The sequence below is a fragment of the Pseudomonas sp. NBRC 111139 genome (assembly GCF_001753955.1).
Lineage (GTDB): Bacteria > Pseudomonadota > Gammaproteobacteria > Pseudomonadales > Pseudomonadaceae > Aquipseudomonas > Aquipseudomonas alloputida.
Genome location: NZ_BCBP01000086.1, coordinates 1 through 22962, shown reverse-complemented (window position 1 = coordinate 22962; position 22962 = coordinate 1). Strand labels below are relative to the sequence as shown.

Below are 22962 nucleotides of genomic sequence, written 5' to 3'. Positions count from 1 at the left end.
CCCGATTCGGCAGCCATGGACACAAAGTCATCGAACTGCCCCCGGCACCTCCGAAGTCCTCAACAAATCCGACAACGAAGCCGGCAGCGGCACCGACCCTCACCAGCATATCCAGCGCAGACGGAGTTTTTGTCACCTACCAGTACCCCTGGTCACTCAGCGTGCTGATGAAGTTCAACTTCGACGGAGATTACGACACCAGCTTCAATAAGGTTGGATATAAATTCCTGACCCCTCCTCTATGTTCCGAAAGCTCCGGGAGAGTCTGCTTGATCACAGGCAGAAAAATCTATGTCTGCGGCTTCACTACAATCAATGGCGACAGTGGCCCCTACATACTCTGCTTGAAAGACACGGGGTTGGAAGATGGAGAGTTTTGTGCGAATGGGTATTTACTATCGGAGCTCGCGAGCGGCTTGTATTTCCATGATCTGGATACGCTGAATGATGAAGGCAGTATCGTTTGCATCGCCTCGGAGGGCCTGCAAAAAGGCTACCTGACGGCCTTTACGCGCAGCGGCTCGAAAATCCCCGGCTTCGGTGGCGCCACCGATTTTGGTGGTGAGGGCGGGCAGTGGACAAGCGGATACGTCAACCGTTCCTTGGAGAAAATTATCACCACCGGTTCCACGTTAGGCGGTGAAGAAGCTGATGTCGTCGTCGGGCGCTTCAACCTTGACGGAACTCCTGACACAGCATTTGGTGAAAACCGCGGCTGGGGACGCATTGCATTGGGTGACAGCGTCGAAGTTGCCTGGAGTTCCAGCGCCGAAGTGAATGGCAAAACCATCATCTGCGGAATCGATTTCGAGTCCGGTCGTGCCCGCTTGGGCTTTTTACTCCGTTGCAACACGGACAGTTGACCCCATCACCTCTGCTACGTTGTAGTGATCAAAGGCCGAGTTCACCTTAACCCGTGCACGAGCTCGGCCTGTACCCTCCATATTCTTCAGTCGGCTCACCCCCTATCACCACTCAGCCTCTTGGATACCTGTCGCCTGCGACGTCACGCTTGGCAGAAAAACCATGCCTGCCCGTTACCGACCATGGTCCAGACCGGCCGCAGGTGTGCCGGGCACGGATGCGCGCTATACTGCCGCGCCTTTTTCCGTCGGCCTGACCTGCCGGCGCCTTGCAAGGCGCTTCGACGTGCTGGTCGGCTATGTCGAGCGTCTTTTTGAATGTTCCCGTCTTTAAGAGGAGCGCGCTGCATGACCGTGATCAAGCAAGACGACCTGATTCAGAGCGTCGCCGACGCCCTGCAATTCATCTCGTACTACCACCCCGTCGATTTCATCCAGGCCATGCACGAGGCCTATCTGCGTGAGGAATCGCCTGCTGCACGCGATTCCATCGCCCAGATCCTGATCAACTCGCGCATGTGCGCCACCGGCCATCGTCCAATCTGCCAGGACACCGGTATCGTCACCGTGTTCATCCGCGTGGGCATGGACGTGCGCTGGGATGGCGCCACCATGAGCGTCGACGACATGATCAACGAAGGTGTGCGTCGCGCCTACAACCTGCCTGAAAACGTCCTGCGCGCTTCGATCCTGGCCGACCCGGCCGGTGCCCGCAAGAACACCAAGGACAACACCCCGGCAGTGATCCACTACTCCATCGTCCCCGGCGACAAGGTGGAAGTCGATGTCGCAGCCAAGGGCGGTGGCTCGGAAAACAAGTCGAAGATGGCCATGCTCAACCCGTCCGACTCGATCGTCGACTGGGTACTGAAGACCGTGCCGACCATGGGTGCTGGCTGGTGCCCGCCTGGCATGCTCGGCATCGGCATCGGCGGTACCGCCGAGAAGGCCGCGGTCATGGCCAAGGAAGTGTTGATGGAGTCCATCGACATTCACGAACTGAAAGCCCGTGGCCCACAGAACCGCCTGGAAGAAATCCGCCTGGAGCTGTTCGACAAGGTCAACCAGCTGGGCATCGGCGCCCAGGGCCTGGGTGGCCTGACCACCGTGCTCGACGTCAAGATCATGGATTACCCGACCCACGCGGCGTCCTTGCCGGTGTGCATGATCCCCAACTGCGCCGCTACCCGCCACGCCCACTTCGTGCTTGATGGCACCGGCCCGGCAGAACTGGAAGCGCCGTCGCTGGACGCCTACCCGGAAATCGTCTGGGAAGCCGGCCCAAGCGCCCGTCGCGTCAACCTCGACGACATTACTCCGGAAGAAGTGGCCAGCTGGAAGCCGGGCGAAACCATCCTGCTCAACGGCAAGATGCTGACCGGCCGCGATGCCGCGCACAAGCGCATGGTTGAAATGCTCAACCGTGGTGAAGAGCTGCCGGTAGACCTGAAAGGCCGCTTCATCTACTACGTCGGCCCGGTCGACCCGGTGGGTGATGAAGTGGTAGGCCCAGCCGGCCCGACCACTGCTACCCGTATGGACAAGTTCACCCGCCAGATCCTTGAGCAGACTGGCCTGCTGGGCATGATCGGCAAGTCCGAGCGTGGCCCGACCGCCATCGAGGCGATCAAGGACAACAAGGCCGTGTACCTGATGGCTGTTGGCGGCGCTGCCTACCTGGTCGCCCAGGCCATCCGCAAGTCGAAGGTACTGGCCTTCGCCGAGCTGGGCATGGAAGCGATCTACGAGTTCGAGGTCAAGGACATGCCGGTGACCGTCGCTGTGGACAGCAACGGCGAGTCGGTACACATCACTGGCCCTGCCCTGTGGCAGAGCAAGATTGCCGAAAGCCTGGCCGTCGAAGTGAAGTAACCTGATGTAACTGCGGCGGCGGCTTCGCGGGCAGGCCCGCTCCCATACGTACAGCGCAAGCCAGAAGGCTACGCGTTACCTGTGGGGCGGCCTTGCCCGCGAAGAGGCCGCACTGTCATCACAGGACTCTCTCGAACTGCTCCGGCCAGTCCCGCCAGGTAAACACCTGCCCTTCCCGCCTCACCCGCCGCACTTCCTGCAGATCTACCTCGCACACCAGCCACTGGCTGCAGTCCGGGTTCAACTGCTCACTCAACGCCACCACCCCATCCCCCGGCATCCCGTGATCCGGCGGTACGAACAAGCCTGCCCGGCCGATATTCTCGTCCAATGCCGGCGACCAGGGCGCCACCCCCACCGTAGGGCTCTGCAACACGGCAATCTGGTTCTCCAGGGCGCGCGCCTGGGCGCCAATACGCACCCGATGGTAACCGGCCTCGGTATCGGTACAACTCGGCGCCAGGATCAGGTCGGCACCACACTCGGCCAAGCGGCGGGCCAGCATCGGGAACTCGTTGTCGTAGCAGATCAGAATGCCCAAGCGCCCCAGTTCGGTTTCGAACACCTGCAGCCCCTGGCCTGCAGCGATGTCCCACTGCTCGCGCTCGAAGCGGGTCATCATCAGTTTGTCCTGATAACCCAGCACACCTTGGGGGCCGAACAGCCAGGCACGGTTGCGGTAGCGCCCATCGTTGTCCAGCACCGGCACACTGCCCGGTTGCAAGTAGATCCCCCAGCGTCGGGCAAGGCTCTCGCACAACGCTTTCCAGGGTTCGATCAGCGGCTGGATGCCGGCAATCGAAGCCTTCAGGTCTTCCCGCTGCCCGGCACTCAGCTGGCCGCTCAGCACCAGCCCGGCGTACTCCGGCAGTAGCAGCAAGCGTGCCCCCGCCTCCACCGCTTCGGCGCACAGGCCTTGCAGGTGGTCGGCGTAGGCGTCCCAGGTTTCGTGCAGCTCGATAGCGTACTGGCAGGCTGCCAGGCGGATCATATCGGCAGTGCCTTGAGCCAGAACGACATCAGCTTGTCGGAGCTTTCCTGCTCGTCCAGGTCGCGCCAGGCGTAGGTGGTACGCAGCGATGGGTCGTGCAGGAAGCCGCGGTTGCGCCAGAAGCCGTGCAGGGGTTTGTATTCGGCTGGCCGGCGCGGGTGCGCACCGGGTCGCTCGACCGCGCAGAACGCGCAGTAATCGAACTCGGCCAGTTTGTGTGCGTAGGACTCGCGCTCGATGAAGAAGCGAACCCCCAGGCCCTGACCGCGGTATGCCGGCAACACCAGCGACTCCCCGAAGTAGTACACACTGGCCGGGTCGCGCCCCTGGGCCAGGAATGGCTGCTGGAATTCGGGCGCGACATCCACCAACGGCAGGCCGGTAGAGGCGCCGACCACCTTGCCGTCGTCCAGCGCCAGCACAACCAGGCTGCGCCCGGAGCGGGCATAGTTGGCCAGGTAGTCGGCCTCGTACTCCGGGGTGCCGTCGTACAGGTAGGGGAACTCGCGGAACACAGTAAGGCGCAGGCGAGCGAGGTCATCGATGTAAGGCGCGATAGCGGCACCGTGCAACAGGCGTATTTCCATGTTTGGCGGTCGTTTTGTCGATGTGGATGACGCGCTCGGCTAAGCCGGGCTTGAGGGGAAACCCTATCATCCGAGTTAACGACCCGCCTTTTCCCTACACGACAGGAAATGTTCCATGACCGCAACCGAACTGGTAAATGCTTACTACGCCGCCTTCAACGCGGGTGACATGCCGGCGTTTCTGGCGCTGCTCAGCGAAGACGTGATCCACGACATCAACCAGGGCGAGCGCCAGATGGGCAAGGCCAGGTTCGCCGCGTTCATGGAAAAGATGAACCGCTGCTACCGCGAGCGCCTGGCCGACATCGTGGTGATGCAGAACGCCGATGGCAGCCGCGCGGCGGCGGAGTTCACCGTGCATGGCCAATACCTGGCCGATGACGAAGGGTTGCCGACAGCAAACGGCCAAACCTATGTGCTGCCGGCGGGGGCGTTCTTCTATATTCACTGTGGCAAGATTGCCCGGGTGACCAACTACTACAACCTCAATGACTGGGTTGAGCAGGTTGCCTGAAGCAACCCGCTGCCAATTCAATCAAGCCTGTCAGACAATGCGCGTGCCCAGCACTTGAAGGAACGCCGCCAGCCAGGCCGGGTGCGCGGGCCATGCCGGTGCGGTCACCAGGTTGCCATCCACATGCGCCTGGTCCACCGCGATGTCGATGAACGTGCCACCCGCCAGGCGCACTTCTGGCGCACATGCCGGGTACGCGCTGCACTCACGCCCCTCCAGCACCCCTGCCGCCGCCAGCAACTGGGCCCCATGGCACACCGCCGCAATCGGCTTGCCGGCCTGGTCGAACGCCCGCACCAGGTCCAACACCTTTTCATTCAGGCGCAGGTACTCCGGCGCGCGGCCACCTGGGATCAGCAGCGCGTCATAACTCTCGGGCCGCACCCGCACGAAATCATAATTCAGGGCAAAATTGTGCCCTGGCTTTTCGCTGTAGGTCTGTTCACCCTCAAAGTCATGAATCGCGGTACGCACGGTCTGCCCCGCCAGCTTTTCCGGGCACACCGCATGCACCGTGTGGCCCACCATGCTCAAGGCCTGGAACGGCACCATCGCTTCGTAATCTTCGACGTAGTCGCCCACCAGCATGAGAATTTTCTTCGCCGTCATCTCGCCCACTCCTTCGGTTAACTGTGAATAGTCACTGCACGATAGCCGCTGTCAGTCACGGCGGTCGAGGAAGTTGACCACCAACCGATCAAGCCAGCCCCAGATCCGTTGCTTCACCCTGCGCCACAAAGGGCGCGCATGCCAGTGGGCGAGGTCGACTTCTTCGCTCTGGGCGAAGTCGCGCTCGAAGCTGGCCACCACCGCCGCTGTCAACGGCGGGTCCAGCGCTTCGATGTTGGCTTCAAGGTTGAAGCGCAAGTTCCAGTGGTCGAAGTTGCACGAACCGACGCTGACCCAGTCGTCTACCACAGCCATCTTCAGGTGCAGGAAGCACGGCTGGTACTCGAAAATCCGCACGCCCGCACGCAACAGACGCGGGTAGTACCGATGCCCGGCGTAGCGTACCGAGGGGTGATCGGTGCGCGGACCGGTCAACAACAGACGCACGTCGAGCCCCTTGCTGGCGGCCCGACGCAACGAACGGCGCACGCTCCAGGTCGGCAGGAAGTACGGCGTGGCCAGCCACACCCGTTTCTTGCCGCTGTTCAGCGCCCGTACCAGCGCGTGAAGGATGTCCTGGTGCTGGCGGGCGTCGGCATAAGCGACCCGGCCCATGCCCTGCCCCTGCGCAGGCACCTTGGGCAGACGCGGCAGACCAAAGCCTTCAGCAGGGCGCCAGGCGGTGCGGCGGTTGTTGGCTTGCCACTGACGGTCAAACAGCAACTGCCAGTCGCTCACCACCGGCCCCTGCATCTGCACCATCACTTCGTGCCATTCGCTGGTCGCCTCACCGGGCGTCCAGAACTCGTCGGTAACGCCCGTCCCCCCCACCACGGCCCAACGTTCGTCAACCAGCAGCAATTTGCGATGATCACGGTAGAGATTACGCAGGCCACGCTTCCAGCGCAGGCGGTTATACCAGCGCAAGTACACGCCAGCGTCCAGCAGGCGCTGACGCAACGCGCTGTTGAAGGCCAATGAACCGTAGTCATCAAACAGGCACCGCACCCGTACGCCACGCCGGGCAGCCTGCTCCAGCGCGTCGACCACTGCATCGGCACAGGCCCCGGCCTCAACCAGGTACAGCTCCAGGTCAACCTGGAACTCGGCACGCATGATCGCCTGGAGCATGCGCGGAAAAAACACAGGGCCGTCGATAAGCAGTTCGAACTGATTGCCATCACGCCAGGGGAAGACCGGCCCCGCCATGTCAGCGCGCAGTGAAGATCAGCACCGCGCTAACCGGTACCGACGGGTTGATGGACTTCAACCTGGCGAACTTGCGCAGGCTTTCCAGCCCCGGCAGCAAGCCAAAATCTTCGGCGCGCAGCACCAGAGGCTCAAGGGTCACCACCTGGAAGCGCCGCGCATCCAGGCGGGTAGCCAGCAACAGAACACTGTAACTGTGCGACTGGCCATGCAGGGTGACCGTCAGCGGCAGGCGCAATTCGATCTGTGCACCGTCGGCCAGGTCATTGATCGGCTGCAGGTCAATCTGCGCCTTCACGGTGGCCTCGGCGAAGCGCTCGACCTCGAACAGGTTGTCGCGCATTTGCTCGTCACGCAGCGGAATACCACTGCTCACCGAGTCCATCTCGATCCTCAACCCGGCGATACCCTTGCGATCGACCGTGCCATGCAACACCAGAAAGCGATGCACTTCGGCGGTGTCGCCGTTCTTGCCGGTGATGAATGACAGCCGTGAGGATTCGCCATCCAGGTGCCAATTGGCATGAGCGGGCAGGCACAAAGCCAGCAATAAGGCAGGCAGCAGACGGGGCAACTTGAACATGACAGATCTCGTGAAACCAGGCCGCCAACCTTACCCGCCTGCATTCATGGCAGCAAGCGGCAGCCCTCACGCGCGCCTTGCCAGGCCGCCTGGCTGCGCCGCCCCAGGCCTTCAGCGGTGACTCGCTGCTGCTGGCTGTTTTCCTCCAGCAGGCTCAGTGGCAGCCACTGCTTCACGTACCCTTGGCAATACACCTTGTCGAAGCCCATGACAAAGCGGCAGGAACAGTATTCCTTGGCCGAGTAGGCCGAGAGTATGCCGGGGAAGTCCGCCAGCGCCTGCCGTTCCTGCCAGGCCCAGTACAGGAGCCCTGCCAGCGCCAGCAGCACTAACCGCTTCATGCCCCCTCCCCGGCCAGTACCGCCAGCACCCGCTTGAGCAATTCGTCGTGTCGATAGCTGCCGTCGCGGTCATCGGCGTAGCGCACGATCACCAACTTTTGCTCAGGCAGCACATATAACGCCTGCCCCCAGTGGCCAAGGGCGGCGAAGGTGTCTGCCGGTGCACTGGGCCAAGGCCGCTCGGCGCCAGCCAGCGACTGGTTGAGCCACCAATGGCCACCAGGGACGGCCTCACCAGGCAGCGCTTGGGCCTGGGCAAACGGGGTGCGGTTGAAGGCGACCCAGGCCTTGGGCAGCAATTGTCGGCCCTGCCAGCGCCCGTCGCGCTGCATCAGCAGGCCAATACGGGCCAAATCACGGGCACTGAGGTAGAGATAGGAAGAGCCTACGTAGGTGCCTGCCCGGTCACGCTCCCACGCCGCACTGCCGATACCCAACGGGGTGAACAGTGCGTGCCAGGGGTAGTCGGGGTACTGCCCGGCATCGAGCATGCCGCGCAGCGCGGCGGCCAGCAGGTTGCTGTCGCCGCTGGAGTAGAGGAATCGCTGACCGGGGCTGGCGGCAACACCCTGCGCCGCCGCGTAGGCAGCCATGTCTGCGCGGCCACGGGTATACAGCATGGCCACCACCGAGGACTTCAGCGGCGCGTATTCGTAGTCTTCCTGCCACTCGAGGCCACTGGCCCAGTGCAGCAGGTCGGCCACGCGCACGCCGGGGTGGGCGCGCATGGGTGGATAGAAGCGGCTGACCGGGTCTTGCAGCTGGAAGCGGCCTTCGCCCTGGGCCACGCCCATTATCGTGGCCAGTACGCTCTTGCTTACCGACCAGGTCAGGTGCGCGGTGGCGGCACGGGTGGGCGCGGTGTAGCGCTCGTGGAGGATACGCCCGTCGCGGATGATCAGCAGAGCGTCCGTGCGGATGCCGCTGCGCTCCGAGGGGGAGCGTGCAGGAAAGGCGTAAGCGTCGACGGCCTGCCAGTCGAGGGTGGCGGGGTCGTTCTGCCACTGCGGGTCAGGCCAGTCCTCCGCCTTGGCGCTACCTGCAACCAGCGCAAGGATGACCAACAGTACCTTCATCGTGCTCGCCTTGATGGGGGCTGCTTTGCAGCCCTTCGCGGGCAAGCCCGCGCTCACAGTCGCAGGAGCGGATGCCCCCGCAAACAGGCCAACATCATCAATACAGAATCAGCGCCGAACCGGCCGCTTCTGCAGCTTGCGCTGCAACGTCCGTCGGTGCATGCCCAACGCCCGCGCGGTGGCCGAGATATTACCTTCATGCTCGTTCAGCACGCGCTGGATATGTTCCCACTGCAGGCGATCGACCGACATCGGGTTTTCCGGCACCAGGGTATCCAGGTCGGTGTGCTCCGACAGCAGTGCTGCCAACACATCATCAGCGTCAGCCGGCTTGCACAGGTAGTTGCAGGCACCGCGCTTGACCGCCTCCACTGCGGTGGCAATGCTCGAGTACCCGGTCAGGATCACCACGCGCATTTCTGGGTCCAGTTCCAGCAGCTTGGGCAGCAGCACCAAGCCGGAGTCGCCATCCATCTTCAGGTCCAGCGTGGCGTAGTCCGGCAGGTCCTGCTGGGCCAGAATCAAGCCTTCTTCGGCAGAACTGGCAGTGCTCACACGGAAACCGCGACGGCTCATGGCCCGGGCCATGACCCGGGTGAAGGTGGCATCGTCATCCACCAGCAGCAGGTGCGGCAGCTCTTCGCTTTCGACCTGGTTTTCTTCGCTCATCATTCATCTCCTCGCTTGCCATAGGGCAGGCGCAGTTCGGTCAGGGTGCCACCCTGTTCATGACTATAGAGTTTCACCGAGCCGCCCGCACGGGTCACGCTGGCCTTGCTCAAGAACAGGCCCAGGCCGAAGCCTTTGCCCTTGGTGGTAATAAAAGGTTTGCCAATGGCTTCGGCAATGGCTGGCGGTACACCAGGACCATGGTCGCGGATACTGATGACGATGTCCTGGGCGTCCCAGTCCAGGCGAACCTCCAGATCATCAGGGCAGGCATCGGCGGCATTGTTCAACAGATTCAGTAACGCCTGGGTCAGGTCTGGCGGCGGCGCCAGACGCGGCACCTTGCCGTCGCGCAGGCGCTGGAAGCGGTAGCTGGCTTCCGGGCGCATCAGGTGCCAGCGGTTGAGCGCCTCGTCCAGCCAGGCAGTCACATCCTGCTCCACGATGGCCAGGCGCCGGTTGGCTTCGGCTGCGCGCACCAGCTGTTGCAAGGTCTCTTTGCACAGCTTTACCTGGTCCTGGAGGATCTGCAGGTCCTCCTGCAACAGCGGGTCGGTGTGGTCCTGGCGCATTTCGTTGATCAGCACGCTCATGGTCGCCAGCGGCGTACCCAGTTCATGGGCGGCACCGGCGGCCTGGGTAGCCACAGCCAGCAGTTGCTCGTCGCGCAGGCTTTCTTCACGCCGCTCTGAACGCAGCTGCTCCTGGCGGCGCAGCTCTTCGGCCATGCGCGCGGCAAAGAAGGTGATCACAGCCGCCGCCAGGGCAATGCTCAGCCACATGCCGTAGACCTGCATCTTGTCCCGCGCCATCGGCAGCCCTTCGAGCGGGTAGAACTGCACCAGCAGCAAGCTGTAGGCCGTCAGCGCAATGCCCGACAGGATCAGCGAATACAGCCACGGCAAGGTCACCGCGGCAATCGCCAGCGGCACCAGGTAATACGACACGAACGGGTTGGTCGAGCCGCCGGAGTAATACAGCAAGGCACTGTGGATCAGCAGGTCACAGGCCAGCTGCAGGGCGTACTCCATTTCGGTGACGGGCAGCGACAGCCGCAGGCGCAGGGCCGTGAAGGCACACAGCAACGAAGACAAGGCCAAGGTGCCGGCCAGTGACAGCCAGGGCAACGGCAGCAGTTCGGTCCAGTAGGCAACGCCCACCGAGCCGGCCTGGGCAGCCAGGACCAGGACCCGAATGACGGTCAGGCGCCAGAGGTTCTGACGGGTAGCGGACAACGGTTGTACGGCGGCGAGCATGAGCTCTCCTGATGAGTGCTCCAGAAAAATCGGCTGGAGTATACCGAAGCCGGGCGCCTCGCTGCAGCGATGCGGCAAAGCGCCACACTTTGTCACAGGTTCATGATGGCACTTTTGAACCCACTACACTGTTGCCGGTCTTATGGGCCATGCGTGGAATGGATGACCAGCCCCCACGCCTTTAAATGCCAAGGAGTACCACATGCAAATCCCACGTCGCGGCGCTGCCCTGATCATGTCTTGCGGCCTGCTCGCCAGCCTGCCGGCACTGGCCGCCGATGAACCGCGTTTCAACCAGGTATCGCTGCGTGCCGAAGTCAGCAAGGAAGTGGCGCGCGACCTGATGGTCGTGACCCTGTACAGCGAAGCGCAGAACAGCGACCCGGGCAAGCTCGCCAAGCAGATTACCGAAACCATGAACAAGGCCGTGCAGCAGTCACGCCAGGTCAAGGACGTGAAGATCAGCCAAGGCAGCCGCAACAGCTACCCGGTGTATGACAGCAAGGGCCAGAAAATTACCGGCTGGCGCGAACGCGCCGAACTGCGCCTTGAAAGCGCCAACTTCCCGGCCTTGTCCCAGCTTACCGCCGATTTGTTGCAAGAGCTGAAAATGGCTGGCATGGACTTCTCCATCGCCCCGGCCACGCGCAAGGCCAGCGAGGATGCTCTGCTCAAGGATGCGGTCGATGCCTTCAAGGCACGCGCGCAACTGGCGACTGAAGCGCTGGGTGGCAAAGGCTACAAAGTGGTGAGCCTGAACCTCAACAGCAGCGGCTACCCGCGCCCGTACTTGCGTAGCGCGCCGATGGCAATGAAGGCCATGGGGGCTGATGAAGCAGCACCGGCGCCAGATATCGAGGCGGGCACCAGTGAAGTGAGCATGAATGCCGATGGCCTGATCGAAGTGCAGATGCCATAAGGCGTCCACGCATCATCTGTGGGAGCCCGCGAGCAAGACACGGCGGTGGATGGCACGGGCTTCGCCCGTGTTCGCGGGTAAACCCGCTCCTACAGGTGAACGCGCCATTTTCACGATTTTCAGACCTTTCTTACGCACCATCAAGGTGCGTCCTACGTTTACCCTTGCCTAGAAACATCGAGCAAAACGCCATCATTTTGCCTACGCAAACGTTTAACTTCGCCAAAAGTTATACCGATGCGACATCCATGTACGGTCGTACCACTTTTCTGACGCCAACTATCCTTGTACCTGTTGCATTGGGAACACCCCCTGCATAAGTATCCGCAGGTCGGCTCACGAGGCCACCTCATCCAAAAAATGACAACAATGAGGCCACCATGCTCAAACACGCAGTCATTCCGTTCCTGCTGGGTGCAGGCTTGCTCAGCGGCGCACCGTCGGCCGTTGCCGCATCCAACCTGGTGTTCTGCTCCGAAGGCAGCCCAGCCGGCTTCGATCCGGGGCAGTACACCACCGGGACCGACTTCGACGCCTCGGCAGAGACCGTGTTCAACCGTCTGACCCAGTTCGAGCGCGGCGGCACTGCGGTCATCCCGGGCCTGGCGACCAAATGGGAAGTGTCCGACGACGGCAAGACCTACACCTTCCACCTGCGTGAAGGGGTCAAGTTCCACACCACCGACTACTTCAAGCCCAGTCGCCCGTTCAACGCCGACGACGTGCTGTTCACCTTCAACCGCATGCTCGACAAGGACAACCCGTTCCGCAAGGCGTACCCCACCGAGTTTCCATACTTCACCGACATGGGCATGGACAAGAACATTGCCAAGGTGGAGAAGCTTGACGAGCACACGGTTAAGTTCACCCTCAACGAGGTGGACGCCGCGTTCATCCAGAACCTGGCCATGAGCTTTGCCTCGATCCAGTCCGCCGAATACGCCGACCAGTTGCTCAAGAATGGCAAGGCCGCCGACATCAACCAGAAGCCGATCGGCACCGGCCCGTTCGTGTTCAGCAAGTACCAGAAGGACGCGCAGATCCGCTTCAAGGGCAACAAGGACTACTGGAAGCCCGAGGACGTGAAGATCGACAACCTGATCTTTGCCATCACCACCGACGCCTCGGTGCGCATGCAGAAGCTTAAAAAGAACGAGTGCCAGGTCACCCTGTTCCCACGCCCGGCCGACATCGAGCCGCTAAAAGCCGACAAGAACCTGCAAATGCCGCAGCAGGCCGGTTTCAACCTCGGCTATATCGCCTACAACGTGATGGACAAGATCAAGGGCAGCAACGAGGCCAACCCCATGGCCCAGCTGAAAGTCCGACAGGCGCTGGACATGGCCGTGGACAAGAAAAAGATCATCGAGTCGGTGTACCAGGGCGCCGGCCAGCTGGCGGTCAACGCCATGCCGCCCACGCAGTGGTCTTATGACGACAGCATCAAGGACGCCGCCTTCGACCCCGAGAAAGCCAAGCAACTGCTCAAGGAAGCCGGCATCAAGGAAGGCACCGAAATCACCCTGTGGGCCATGCCCGTGCAACGCCCGTACAACCCCAATGCCAAACTAATGGCCGAAATGCTCCAGTCCGACTGGGCCAAGATCGGTATCAAGGCGAAGATCGTCAGTTATGAATGGGGCGAGTACATCAAGCGCTCCAAAGGCGGCGAACAGGGTGCCATGCTGATTGGCTGGAGCGGCGACAATGGTGACCCGGACAACTGGCTGGGTACCCTCTACGGTTGCGATGCCATCGACGGCAACAACTTCTCCAAGTGGTGCTACAAGCCCTACGACGACCTGATCAAGCAGGCCAAGGCCACGTCCGACCAGGCCAAACGTACCGAGCTGTACCAAAAGGCGCAGCACATCCTCAAGGAGCAGGTACCGATCACCCCGATCGCCCACTCCACCGTCTACCAGCCCATGAGCGCCAAGGTGAAGGACTTCAAGATCAGCCCATTCGCGCTGAACGCCTTCTACGGCGTCAGCGTGGACAAATAGGCTGACTGAGGCACCCGCTGAATCGCGGGTGCCCTTCACCCCCGCCACCTCTTCATGTCGTCCTGCGGCCATACGCTGCGGGGGCGACGAACTGTTGCCGCCATTCGTACCCGGAGGCGGCGCGAACAGATGAAAAAGGATTTGCCATGCGCCACGTTACCCGCCTTTCCGCGCTGCTGGCCCTGGGCCTGGTCAGCCAATCCCCGGTCCTGCTGGCCAACAACCTGGTGTTCTGCTCTGAAGGTAGCCCCGCCGGCTTCGACACCGCCCAGTACACCAGCGCCACCGACAACGACGCCGCCGAACCCATCTACAACCGCCTGGTCGAGTTCGAACGTGGCGGCACCGCCGTGCACCCGGCCCTGGCGACGCACTGGGAGGTGTCCGACGACGGCCTGCGCTACACCTTCCACCTGCGTGAAGGGGTCAAGTTCCACAGCAACAAGGCCTTCAGCCCGAGCCGCACGTTCAACGCCGACGATGTGCTGTTCACCTTCAACCGCATGCTCGACAAGGGGCATCGGTTCCGTCAGGCCTACCCTACCGAGTTTCCCTATTTCAACGGCATGGGCCTGGACAAGAACATCGCCCGCGTCGAGAAGACCGACCCATTGACCGTGGTGTTCACCCTGAACACCGTCGATGCCGCGTTCGTCCAGAACCTGGCCATGAGTTTCGCCTCCATCCTCTCCGCTGAATACGCCGAACAGCTACTGGCCAGTGGACGCCCCAGCGACATCAATCAGCAGCCTATCGGTACCGGGCCGTTCGTGTTCCAGCGCTACCAGAAGGATTCGCAGATCCGCTACAAGGGCAACAAGGACTATTGGGCAGCGAACGAGGTGAAGATCGACAACCTGGTGTTCTCGATCAATACCGACCCCTCGGTGCGCATCCAGAAGCTGCGCCGCAACGAATGCCAGGTCACCCTGCACCCCCGCCCGGCTGACCTGCCGGCGCTCAAGGCCGACAGCACGCTGCAGGTGCTCCAGCAACCAGGCTTCAACCTCGGCTACATCGCCTACAACACCCAGCACCCGCCATTCGACCGCCTGGAAGTGCGCCAGGCAATGGACATGGCGGTCAACAAGAAAGCCATCCTCCAGGCGGTGTATCAGGACGCCGGCCAACGGGCGGTCAACGCCATGCCACCAACCCAGTGGTCCTATGACGACAGCATCAAGGACGCCCCGTACGCGCCCGAAAAGGCCAGACAGCTGCTCCAGCAGGCCGGTGTCAAACCTGGCACCGAGGTCACCCTGTGGGCCATGCCGGTGCAGCGCCCGTACAACCCCAATGCCAAGCTGATGGCCGAAATGCTCCAGGCCGACTGGAGCAAACTCGGTTTCAAGGTGCGCATCGTCAGCTACGAATGGGGCGAATACCTCAAGCGCATGAAAAACGGTGAGCACGACATCGCCCTGATCGGCTGGACCGGTGACAACGGCGACCCGGACAACTGGCTGGGCACCCTCTACAGCTGCGATGCCATCGGCAGCAACAACTACTCGCAGTGGTGCGACCCGCAGTACGACAGCCTGGTCAAGCAGGCCAAGCAAGTGACCGACCGTACGCAACGCACCGCCCTGTACCAGCAGGCCCAGCAGCGGCTAAAGCAGCAGGTACCGATTACGCCGGTGGCGCATTCCACCGTGAGCCAGCCGCTTAGCGTCAAGGTTTCCCAGTTCAAGGTCAGCCCGTTTGGGCGCAATGATTTTTCCGGTGTGAGTGTTGATTAAGCGTTAGCCAGTACCGGCCTCTTCGCGGGCAAGCCCGCTCCCACAGGATCTCGACAGGTTCGGACACTGCGCCCTACCTGTGGGAGCGAGCTTGCCCGCGACGAGGCCAGAACGGCCAACACAACGCCCCGATTCTGCCCGGCGATCCCGCGGCACCCCTGGCAACACCGCAGCAATCACCCGGCCCACAAGGCCGGCCATAACTAGAAAAGAAAGGGAGCTTTAACCTTGAAAGTATTCACCTTGACCGCACTGGCGTTATCCATCGGTGCCTTTTCCACGGTGGCCCAGGCAGATCCGCAGAGCCAGGACTACCTCCCGCTCACCCTCAAAAGCAGCAGCGAGCAAGCGCAAGCCAGCGGCTTCATCGACGGCCAAAGCCTGTCCGGCAGCACCCGCAACTGGTATGCCCGCGAACGTGCCGCACGCGCGCCGCTGTGGAAGTACTACAAGAACGACGGCACCCGCCACGACACCCACAGCCGTGAAAACTGGGTCCAGGGCACCATCCTCAATTACAGCTCCGGCTTCACCCAGGGCACCGTGGGCTTCGCCGTCGAGGCTGCCGGCTACAACGCCATCGCCCTGCAGCAGAGCCGCGAAGCCATTGCCGGCCCCAACAACCGCACCCTCACCCACAGCGATGGCGACCCCGTCGGCCAGTGGAGCAAACTGGGCCTGGGCAATATCAAGGCGCGCGTGTCCAACACCACCCTTACCCTTGGCCGCCAGTCGGTGGACACGCCGATGATCGCCTACATCGGCAACCGCGCCTTGCCCTCGAGCTTCCAGGGCGCGTTCCTGCACAGCGCTGAATTCGACAACCTCAGCCTCGACCTGGGCACCTTCGACCGCGTCTCGCCACGTACCGAACAGAGCCTCAGCAAGTTCCGCAGCGAGTACAGCGCCACCGGCGTGGAAACCGACCGCGCCAGCACCGCAGGCATCAACTACCAGCCGTTCAAGAGCCTGAGTACCAGCCTGTACGCCACCAAGGTCGACGACTTCTGGAACCAGTACTACTTCGGCGCCAACCATGTGCTCGGCGACAGCGCAGTGCTCAGCCTGAGCACCGGCCTGAACTACTACAAGACCGTCGACGCCGGCAGCCAGAAAATGGGCAAGATCGACAACGACACCTACAGCCTGTCACTGGGCCTGACCCATCAGGCCCACACCCTCAGCGCCTCCTGGCAGCAGGTCAACGGCAATGAGTACTTCGACTACCTGCCCGAAACCAACGGCATCTTCCTGGCCAACTCGCTGCTGTCGGACTTCAACGGCCCCAACGAGAAATCGCTGCAGATTTCCTATGTGCTGAACATGGCGCCCTATGGCGTGCCTGGCCTGAAGTTCAACCTGTACAACGCCCGCGGCTGGGGTATCGACGGCACTCACTACCGCGGCACTGCCTACGACGTGAATGGCCTGGATGGCGAAACCCACTATGAGTGGGGTATCGGCACCAGCTACGCGCTGCAGAGCGGGCCGCTGAAAGACACCAGCATACGCGCCACCTACACCACCCATCGCGCCAGCAAGGCCCAGGGCGATGGCAGCCTGGATGAGTTCCGCGTGGTCACCACCATTCCGTTCAACATTCTCTGAGCGCGGGCGCCACGGCCTGTTTCGCTGCGGGCCGTGGCAGCTACGCTGGAATCAATGCACGCAGGGAGACTTCAACCTATGCAGATAGCTTTCAGGAAAACGCCAGTGCTGCGCCTTACCCTGGCAGCGCTGATACTGGGCAGCGCCACGCATCTGGCCGCCAAGCCGCTGGTGGTGTGTACCGAAGCCAGCCCGGAAGGGTTCGACGTGGTTCAGTACACCACTGGGGTCACTTTCGATGCCGCGTCCGAAACCCTGTTCAACCGCCTGGTCGACTTCAAGCCCGGCACCACCGATATCCAGCCGGCCCTGGCCGAGCGTTGGGACATTTCAGCCGACGGCCTGACCTACACGTTTCACCTGCGCCAGGGGGTGAAGTTCCACAGCACCGAGTACTTCACCCCAACCCGTGAATTCAACGCCGACGATGTGCTGTGGAGCCTGCGCCGCCAGCTCGACCCCGCCCATCCATGGCACGACAAGACCAGCGTCGGCTACCCGTACTTCGAAAGCATGGCCTTCAAGCAACTGCTCAAGTCGGTGGACAAAACCGACGACCACACGGTGGTGATCACACTCACCCGCCCGGAAGCGCCGTTCCTGCGGGACATGGCGATGGGGTTCACCTCGATCTACTCCGCCGAATACGGCGACCAGTTGCTCAAGGCCGGCAAGACCGCAGCGCTGAACAGCAAGCCGATCGGCACCGGCCCGTTCATCTTCCAGCGCTACAACAAGGATGCGCAGGTCCGCTTCAAACCTAACCCGGATTACTTTCGCGGCAAGCCGCCAGCCGACGCCCTGATATTCGCCATCGCTACCGATAGCAACGTGCGCCTGCAGAAACTGCGCGCCAACGAGTGCCAGGTGGCGTTGTACCCCAAACCCGAGGATGTGCCGTCGATAAAGGCCGACGCCAGGCTCAAGGTCGCAGAGACCGAAGCGTTGGTCACCGGCTACATCGCCATGAATACCCAGCACAAATACCTCAACGACGTGCGCGTGCGTAAAGCCATCAACATGGCCTTCGACCGCCAGACCCATGTCGACCAACTGTTTGGCAAAGGCAACGCACTGGTGGGTGTAAACCCTTACCCACCCACCATGATCGGCTACAACACCCACAACCAGAACCCACCGCGCGACCTCGATAAAGCCCGCGCCCTGCTCAGGCAGGCCGGTGTACCCGAGGGCACGGTAATCACCCTGTTCACCCGCAACGGCGGCGGCATGACCAACCCTAACCCGCGCCTGTCCGCCGAAATGCTGCAAGCCGACCTCAAGCAGATCGGCCTGAAGCTGGATATTCGCGTGATGGAATGGGCCGAGATGCTGCGCCGCGCCAAGCAGGGCGAAGCCGACCTGGTGTCCACCGGCTGGGCAGGCGACAACGGCGACCCGGACAATTTCCTTGGCCCGCTGCTCAGTTGCGAGGCCGCCAAAAACGGTGAGAACTACGCGCGCTGGTGCAACTCGAAATTCCAGGAACTGATCACCCGTGCCCGCGAGGTGATCGACAACGACGAGCGCGCAAGGCTCTATAGCGAGGCATTGAAGGTGTACGATGACGACCAACCCTGGATCAGCATGGCCCACCCCAAGGTGTTCACGGCCATGCGTGACAACGTGGAGGGCTACGTGATCAGCCCTCTGACCAACAATAACTTCGCCACGACCAAGGTGAAGTAGAACAACAACGACCGCCGGCCACCCACACGGGGACCGGCGGCACTGCCGTACCGGGCTGATCGCCCCACGGCCTGATGAGGTAACCCCGACAATGTTGAGTTTTATTGCCCGGCGCCTTGGCCTGCTGATACCGACCTTTTTCGGCATCACCTTGCTGACCTTCGCGCTCATACGCCTGATCCCCGGCGACCCGGTGGAAGTGATGATGGGCGAGCGCAGGGTCGACCCCGAAATGCATGCCCAGGCCATGGAACGCCTGGGCCTGAACAAGCCACTGCCGGTCCAGTACCTGGACTACGTCGGCAAACTTGCCCAGGGTGACCTTGGCGAATCGCTGCGCACCCGCGAAAGCGTGTGGCGCGAGTTCCTTACCCTGTTCCCGGCCACCCTGGAACTGGCCTTCGCCGCCCTGCTGTTCGCCGGCGTCGTCGGCCTGCTGGCCGGTGTAATCGCCGCACTCAAGCGCGGTTCGCTGTTCGACCACGGGGTCATGGGCATATCACTGGCCGGCTACTCGATGCCGATTTTCTGGTGGGGCCTGATCCTGATCATGTTCTTCTCCGTGAGCCTTGGCTGGACCCCGGTATCCGGGCGCATCGACCTGCTCTACGACATCGAGCCGAAAACCGGCTTCATGCTTATCGACACCCTGCTCAGCGATGAAGAAGGCGCGTTCAAGGACGCTGTGATGCACCTGATCCTGCCGGCCATCGTGCTCGGCACCATCCCGCTGGCGGTGATCGCCCGCATGACCCGCTCGTCGATGCTCGAAGTACTGCGCGAAGACTACATCCGCACCGCCCGCGCCAAAGGCCTGTCGCCGGCCCGTGTGGTGTTCGTCCATGGCCTGCGCAATGCCTTGATCCCGGTGCTGACGGTGTTCGGCCTGCAGGTCGGCACGCTGCTGGCCGGGGCGGTGCTGACCGAAACCATCTTTTCCTGGCCGGGCATCGGCAAATGGCTGATCGAAGCCATCGGTGCCCGTGACTACCCCGTGGTCCAGAACGGCATCCTGTTGATCGCCTGCCTGGTGATTCTGGTCAACTTCGTCGTGGACATCCTCTACGGCCTGGCCAACCCACGCATCCGTCATCAGCGCTGAGGCCCTTGCCATGACTAGCCCGATTACAAAATCCGTGTCACCGGCCAGCCCGGTGGACCAGAGCCTGCTCTACCCCTCCCCGTACAAAGAATTCTGGCAAGCCTTCGCGCGCAACAAGGGCGCGGTGATGGGCCTGGCCTTCATGTGCCTGGTGGTGTTCTGCGCGCTGTTCGCGCCTTGGGTCGCCCCGCATGACCCGAGCGAGCAGTACCGCGACTTCCTGCTGACCCCGCCGGTGTGGCTGGAAGGCGGCACCTGGCAGTTCATCCTGGGCACCGACGAACTGGGCCGTGATCTGCTTTCGCGGCTGATTCAAGGTGCACGGCTGTCGCTGCTGATCGGCCTGTCGTCAGTGGTGATGTCACTGATCCCGGGCATTCTCCTTGGCCTGCTGGCCGGCTTTTTCCCGCAGTTGCTCGGCCCGTCGATCATGCGCCTGATGGACGTGATGCTGGCGCTGCCGTCACTGCTGCTGGCCGTGGCCATCGTCGCCATCCTCGGCCCTGGCCTGATCAACACCGTGATCGCCATCGCCATCGTTTCCCTGCCGTCCTACGTGCGCCTGACCCGCGCCGCGGTGATGGGCGAACTGAACCGCGACTACGTCACCGCTGCCCGCCTGGCCGGCGCCGGCTTGCCCCGACTGATGTTCGTCACCGTGCTGCCCAACTGCATGGCACCGCTGATCGTGCAGGCGACCCTGAGTTTTTCCTCGGCGATCCTCGACGCCGCTGCGCTGGGTTTCCTCGGCCTCGGCGTGCAGCCGCCTACCCCCGAGTGGGGCACCATGCTGGCTTCGGCCCGGGATTACATCGAGCGCGCCTGGTGGGTGGTAAGCCTGCCCGGCCTGACCATCCTGCTCAGTGTGCTGGCAATCAACCTGATGGGCGACGGCCTGCGCGATGCGCTGGACCCGAAACTCAAGAACGCCGCCTGAGGAGAACGCCATGTCACTGTTGCAGATCAACAACCTGAATGTGCGCTTCGGCGACGCCAACGCGGTACCGGTGGTCGATGGCCTGGACCTGGCGGTGGATGCCGGCGAAATCCTGGCCATCGTCGGCGAGTCTGGCTCGGGCAAGTCGGTCACCATGATGGCCCTGATGGGCCTGATCGATGCGCCCGGGCGCATCACCGCCGACGCCCTCACCTTCGACGGCACCGACATGCTCAAGCTCAGCGGCCGTCAGCGGCGCAAGGTGGTGGGCAAGGACATCGCCATGGTCTTCCAGGACCCGATGACCGCGCTCAACCCCAGCTACACCGTGGGCTTCCAGATAGAGGAAGTGCTGCGCCAGCACTTGGGCCTGAAAGGTAAGGCTGCACGCCAGCGTGCTCTGGAGCTCTTGAAGAAGGTCGAGATTCCGGCCGCCGAAAGCCGCCTGGACGCTTACCCGCACCAGCTGTCAGGCGGCATGAGCCAACGTGTGGCGATCGCCATGGCCATTGCCGGCGAGCCCAAGCTGCTGATCGCCGACGAACCGACCACGGCCCTCGACGTGACCATCCAGGCACAGATCATGGAACTGCTGGTCAACCTGCAGAAGGAGCGCAACATGGCGCTCATCCTGATCACCCACGACCTCGCCGTGGTCGCCGAAACCGCCAGGCGGGTGTGCGTGATGTACGCCGGCCAAGCCGTGGAAGTGGGCCAGGTGCCAGAACTGTTCGATGTGCCCGCCCACCCTTACAGCGAAGCCCTGCTCGCCGCGATCCCCGAGCACAGCATTGGCGCCGAGCGCCTGGCCACACTGCCTGGCATCGTCCCCGGCCGCTACGACCGCCCGGTCGGCTGCCTGCTGTCACCACGCTGCCCCTATGTACAGGACAATTGCCGGCGCCAGCGCCCGCCCCTCGACCCACAGGCCCACAGCCTGGTGCGTTGCTTCTACCCGCTGAACCAGGAGGTGGCGTGATGGCCGTCGTTCTATCTGCCCGGGAGCTGACCCGGCACTACGAAGTCTCCCGCGGGCTGTTCAAGGGCCATGCGCTGGTGCGCGCGCTCAATGGCGTGTCGTTCGAACTGGAGGCCGGCAAGACCCTGGCCGTGGTCGGCGAGTCGGGCTGCGGCAAGTCGACCCTGGCCCGCGCCCTGACCCTGATCGAAGAGCCGTCGTCCGGCTCGCTGCAAATTGCCGGCACTGAGGTGAAGGGCGCCAGCAAGGCAGAGCGCAAACAACTGCGCCGCGATGTGCAGATGGTGTTCCAGAGCCCCTACGCCTCGCTCAACCCACGGCAGAAGATCGGTGACCAACTGGCCGAACCGCTGCTGATCAACACCTCGCTGAGCAAGGCCGAGCGCCGCGACAAAGTGCAGAAGATGATGGAGCAGGTCGGCCTGCGCCCCGAGCACTACCAGCGCTACCCTCACATGTTCTCTGGCGGCCAGCGCCAGCGTATCGCCCTGGCCCGGGCGATGATGCTGCAACCCAAGGTGCTGGTGGCCGACGAACCGACCTCCGCGCTGGACGTGTCGATTCAGGCGCAGGTGCTGAACTTGTTCATGGATCTGCAGAAGGAGTTCAACACTGCCTACGTGTTCATCTCGCACAACCTGGCGGTGGTGCGGCATGTGGCGGATCAGGTACTGGTGATGTACCTGGGGCGGCCGGCAGAAATGGGGCCGAAGGAGGACATCTACAACAAGCCGCTGCATCCCTATACCCAGGCGCTGCTGTCGGCGACACCGGCGATTCATCCAGACCCGTTGAAGCCGAAGATTCGCATCGTCGGGGAGCTGCCCAACCCGCTGAACCCGCCGGATGGGTGTGCGTTCCACAAACGCTGCCCGTATGCGACCGAGCGGTGTGCCAAGGAGGTGCCGGCGCTGAGGCAGGTGAGTACGCGGCAGGTGGCTTGTCACTATGCCGAGCAATTTCTCTAATCTTGTGAGGTGATACGCGAAGGGGACGAGAAAGCCGATGAGGCTGCCGGGGTAGTGTGAACTGCTCCAGGCTTCGGTCCCCTTCATCGAAACGCTGATAAGGAATGATGCATTACTGAGCTGAGTGCAACTCCTCCAACAACTACGACTTTTCTGACAGGCGCCTCTGAAACTCAAAAAAATACAGACTTCGTGCGCAAAGCCCCTCCCCTCTCTACAACCCAGAAAACTCCCGGGACGTGGCTCTATGACACCACGCTAAACCGCGCATAACCCTTACCATACTTGGCTTTCGCATCGTTGACAGAGCGGCGCACGGGTCTATTTACTTGACACCTTTCACGGAAGATTACACGGCAATTGGATTGAAACGCTCACCGTGCATTTCAGGGAGATGCCCATGATTATGGATCGACTCGACCGGGTCGCACGTTGTCCCGTATCT

The 22962-nt window shown here is 62.4% G+C and carries 21 protein-coding genes; 12 read left to right on the top strand and 9 right to left on the bottom strand.

The features are described from left to right. Positions 1–863, top strand: an 863-nt coding sequence (locus tag BJQ17_RS26690) for a hypothetical protein (protein WP_070096860.1), incomplete at its 5' end; no start/stop codon positions are given. Positions 864–1211: 348 nt separating this feature from the next. Further along, positions 1212–2735 carry a fumarate hydratase gene (locus BJQ17_RS26685; RefSeq protein ID WP_003255232.1) on the top strand — a complete coding sequence of 508 codons (1524 nt, stop codon included), beginning with the start codon at positions 1212–1214 and terminating at the stop codon, positions 2733–2735. A 118-nt stretch (positions 2736–2853) separates the two neighbouring features. Here BJQ17_RS26685 and BJQ17_RS26680 read toward each other — a convergent pair whose 3' ends face one another. Continuing rightward, entirely contained in the window at positions 2854–3726 is an 873-nt protein-coding gene (locus BJQ17_RS26680; protein ID WP_003255234.1) for a carbon-nitrogen hydrolase family protein, read from the bottom strand. Beyond that, complete coding sequence (locus BJQ17_RS26675) at positions 3723–4313, bottom strand: GNAT family N-acetyltransferase (RefSeq protein ID WP_003255235.1); 591 nt, start codon at positions 4311–4313, stop codon at positions 3723–3725. Before BJQ17_RS26675 ends, BJQ17_RS26680 begins: the two co-directional genes overlap by 4 nt. A 115-nt stretch (positions 4314–4428) precedes the next feature. Between BJQ17_RS26675 and BJQ17_RS26670 the strand changes: the two genes are divergently transcribed. Continuing rightward, positions 4429–4827, top strand: coding sequence for a nuclear transport factor 2 family protein (locus BJQ17_RS26670; RefSeq protein WP_010952100.1), 399 nt, complete (start codon positions 4429–4431; stop codon positions 4825–4827). 30 nt (positions 4828–4857) lie between these two features. On the opposite strand, the gene BJQ17_RS26665 is transcribed toward BJQ17_RS26670, so the two are convergent. The 7 genes from BJQ17_RS26665 to BJQ17_RS26635 all read right to left on the bottom strand — a co-directional run bounded on the left by BJQ17_RS26665 (position 4858) and on the right by BJQ17_RS26635 (position 10570). Further along, entirely contained in the window at positions 4858–5436 is a 579-nt protein-coding gene (locus BJQ17_RS26665; protein WP_003255238.1) for a DJ-1/PfpI family protein, read from the bottom strand. Between the two features lie 51 nt (positions 5437–5487). Next, positions 5488–6645, bottom strand: a complete 1158-nt coding sequence (locus tag BJQ17_RS26660; RefSeq protein WP_003255240.1) for a phosphatidylserine/phosphatidylglycerophosphate/cardiolipin synthase family protein — start codon at positions 6643–6645, stop codon at positions 5488–5490. Between the two features lies 1 nt (position 6646). Beyond that, positions 6647–7228, bottom strand: coding sequence for a YceI family protein (locus tag BJQ17_RS26655; protein WP_070096859.1), 582 nt, complete (start codon positions 7226–7228; stop codon positions 6647–6649). A 44-nt stretch (positions 7229–7272) separates the two neighbouring features. After that, on the bottom strand, positions 7273–7569 hold the full coding sequence (locus BJQ17_RS26650) for a hypothetical protein (RefSeq protein ID WP_004574417.1): 297 nt from the start codon (positions 7567–7569) through the stop codon (positions 7273–7275). Further along, complete coding sequence (locus tag BJQ17_RS26645; RefSeq protein ID WP_003255243.1) at positions 7566–8645, bottom strand: serine hydrolase; 1080 nt, start codon at positions 8643–8645, stop codon at positions 7566–7568. Before BJQ17_RS26645 ends, BJQ17_RS26650 begins: the two co-directional genes overlap by 4 nt. A gap of 108 nt (positions 8646–8753) precedes the next feature. Continuing rightward, a complete protein-coding gene (locus BJQ17_RS26640; RefSeq protein ID WP_003255244.1) occupies positions 8754–9314 on the bottom strand; it encodes a response regulator transcription factor in 561 nt (186 codons plus the stop codon). Beyond that, positions 9314–10570, bottom strand: coding sequence for an ATP-binding protein (locus tag BJQ17_RS26635; protein ID WP_003255246.1), 1257 nt, complete (start codon positions 10568–10570; stop codon positions 9314–9316). Before BJQ17_RS26635 ends, BJQ17_RS26640 begins: the two co-directional genes overlap by 1 nt. 202 nt (positions 10571–10772) lie before the next feature. Here BJQ17_RS26635 and BJQ17_RS26630 point away from each other — a divergent pair, with 202 nt between their 5' ends. The 9 genes from BJQ17_RS26630 (at position 10773) to BJQ17_RS26590 (ending at position 22517) form a co-directional block, all read left to right on the top strand. Next, the gene (locus BJQ17_RS26630; protein ID WP_003255248.1) at positions 10773–11489 is read left to right on the top strand and encodes an SIMPL domain-containing protein; all 717 of its coding nucleotides are present in this window, start codon (positions 10773–10775) and stop codon (positions 11487–11489) included. 380 nt (positions 11490–11869) lie between these two features. Beyond that, complete coding sequence (locus tag BJQ17_RS26625) at positions 11870–13495, top strand: ABC transporter substrate-binding protein (protein ID WP_003255250.1); 1626 nt, start codon at positions 11870–11872, stop codon at positions 13493–13495. A 146-nt stretch (positions 13496–13641) separates the two neighbouring features. Beyond that, entirely contained in the window at positions 13642–15234 is a 1593-nt protein-coding gene (locus BJQ17_RS26620) for an ABC transporter substrate-binding protein (RefSeq protein WP_003255252.1), read from the top strand. A 228-nt stretch (positions 15235–15462) separates the two neighbouring features. Beyond that, positions 15463–16842, top strand: a complete 1380-nt coding sequence (locus tag BJQ17_RS26615; protein ID WP_070096858.1) for an OprD family porin — start codon at positions 15463–15465, stop codon at positions 16840–16842. A gap of 78 nt (positions 16843–16920) precedes the next feature. Then, the gene (locus tag BJQ17_RS26610; protein ID WP_033726404.1) at positions 16921–18531 is read left to right on the top strand and encodes an ABC transporter substrate-binding protein; all 1611 of its coding nucleotides are present in this window, start codon (positions 16921–16923) and stop codon (positions 18529–18531) included. Between the two features lie 91 nt (positions 18532–18622). Then, entirely contained in the window at positions 18623–19633 is a 1011-nt protein-coding gene (locus BJQ17_RS26605) for an ABC transporter permease subunit (RefSeq protein WP_003255257.1), read from the top strand. A gap of 10 nt (positions 19634–19643) precedes the next feature. Then, positions 19644–20570 carry an ABC transporter permease subunit gene (locus tag BJQ17_RS26600; protein ID WP_003255259.1) on the top strand — a complete coding sequence of 309 codons (927 nt, stop codon included), beginning with the start codon at positions 19644–19646 and terminating at the stop codon, positions 20568–20570. 10 nt (positions 20571–20580) lie between these two features. Continuing rightward, positions 20581–21549 (top strand): ABC transporter ATP-binding protein, encoded by a 969-nt coding sequence (locus BJQ17_RS26595; RefSeq protein ID WP_003255260.1) that lies wholly within the window; start codon positions 20581–20583, stop codon positions 21547–21549. Next, a complete protein-coding gene (locus BJQ17_RS26590) occupies positions 21549–22517 on the top strand; it encodes a peptide ABC transporter ATP-binding protein (protein ID WP_003255261.1) in 969 nt (322 codons plus the stop codon). The genes BJQ17_RS26595 and BJQ17_RS26590 overlap by 1 nt, the downstream gene beginning before the upstream one ends. Positions 22518–22962: the final 445 nt, after the last annotated feature.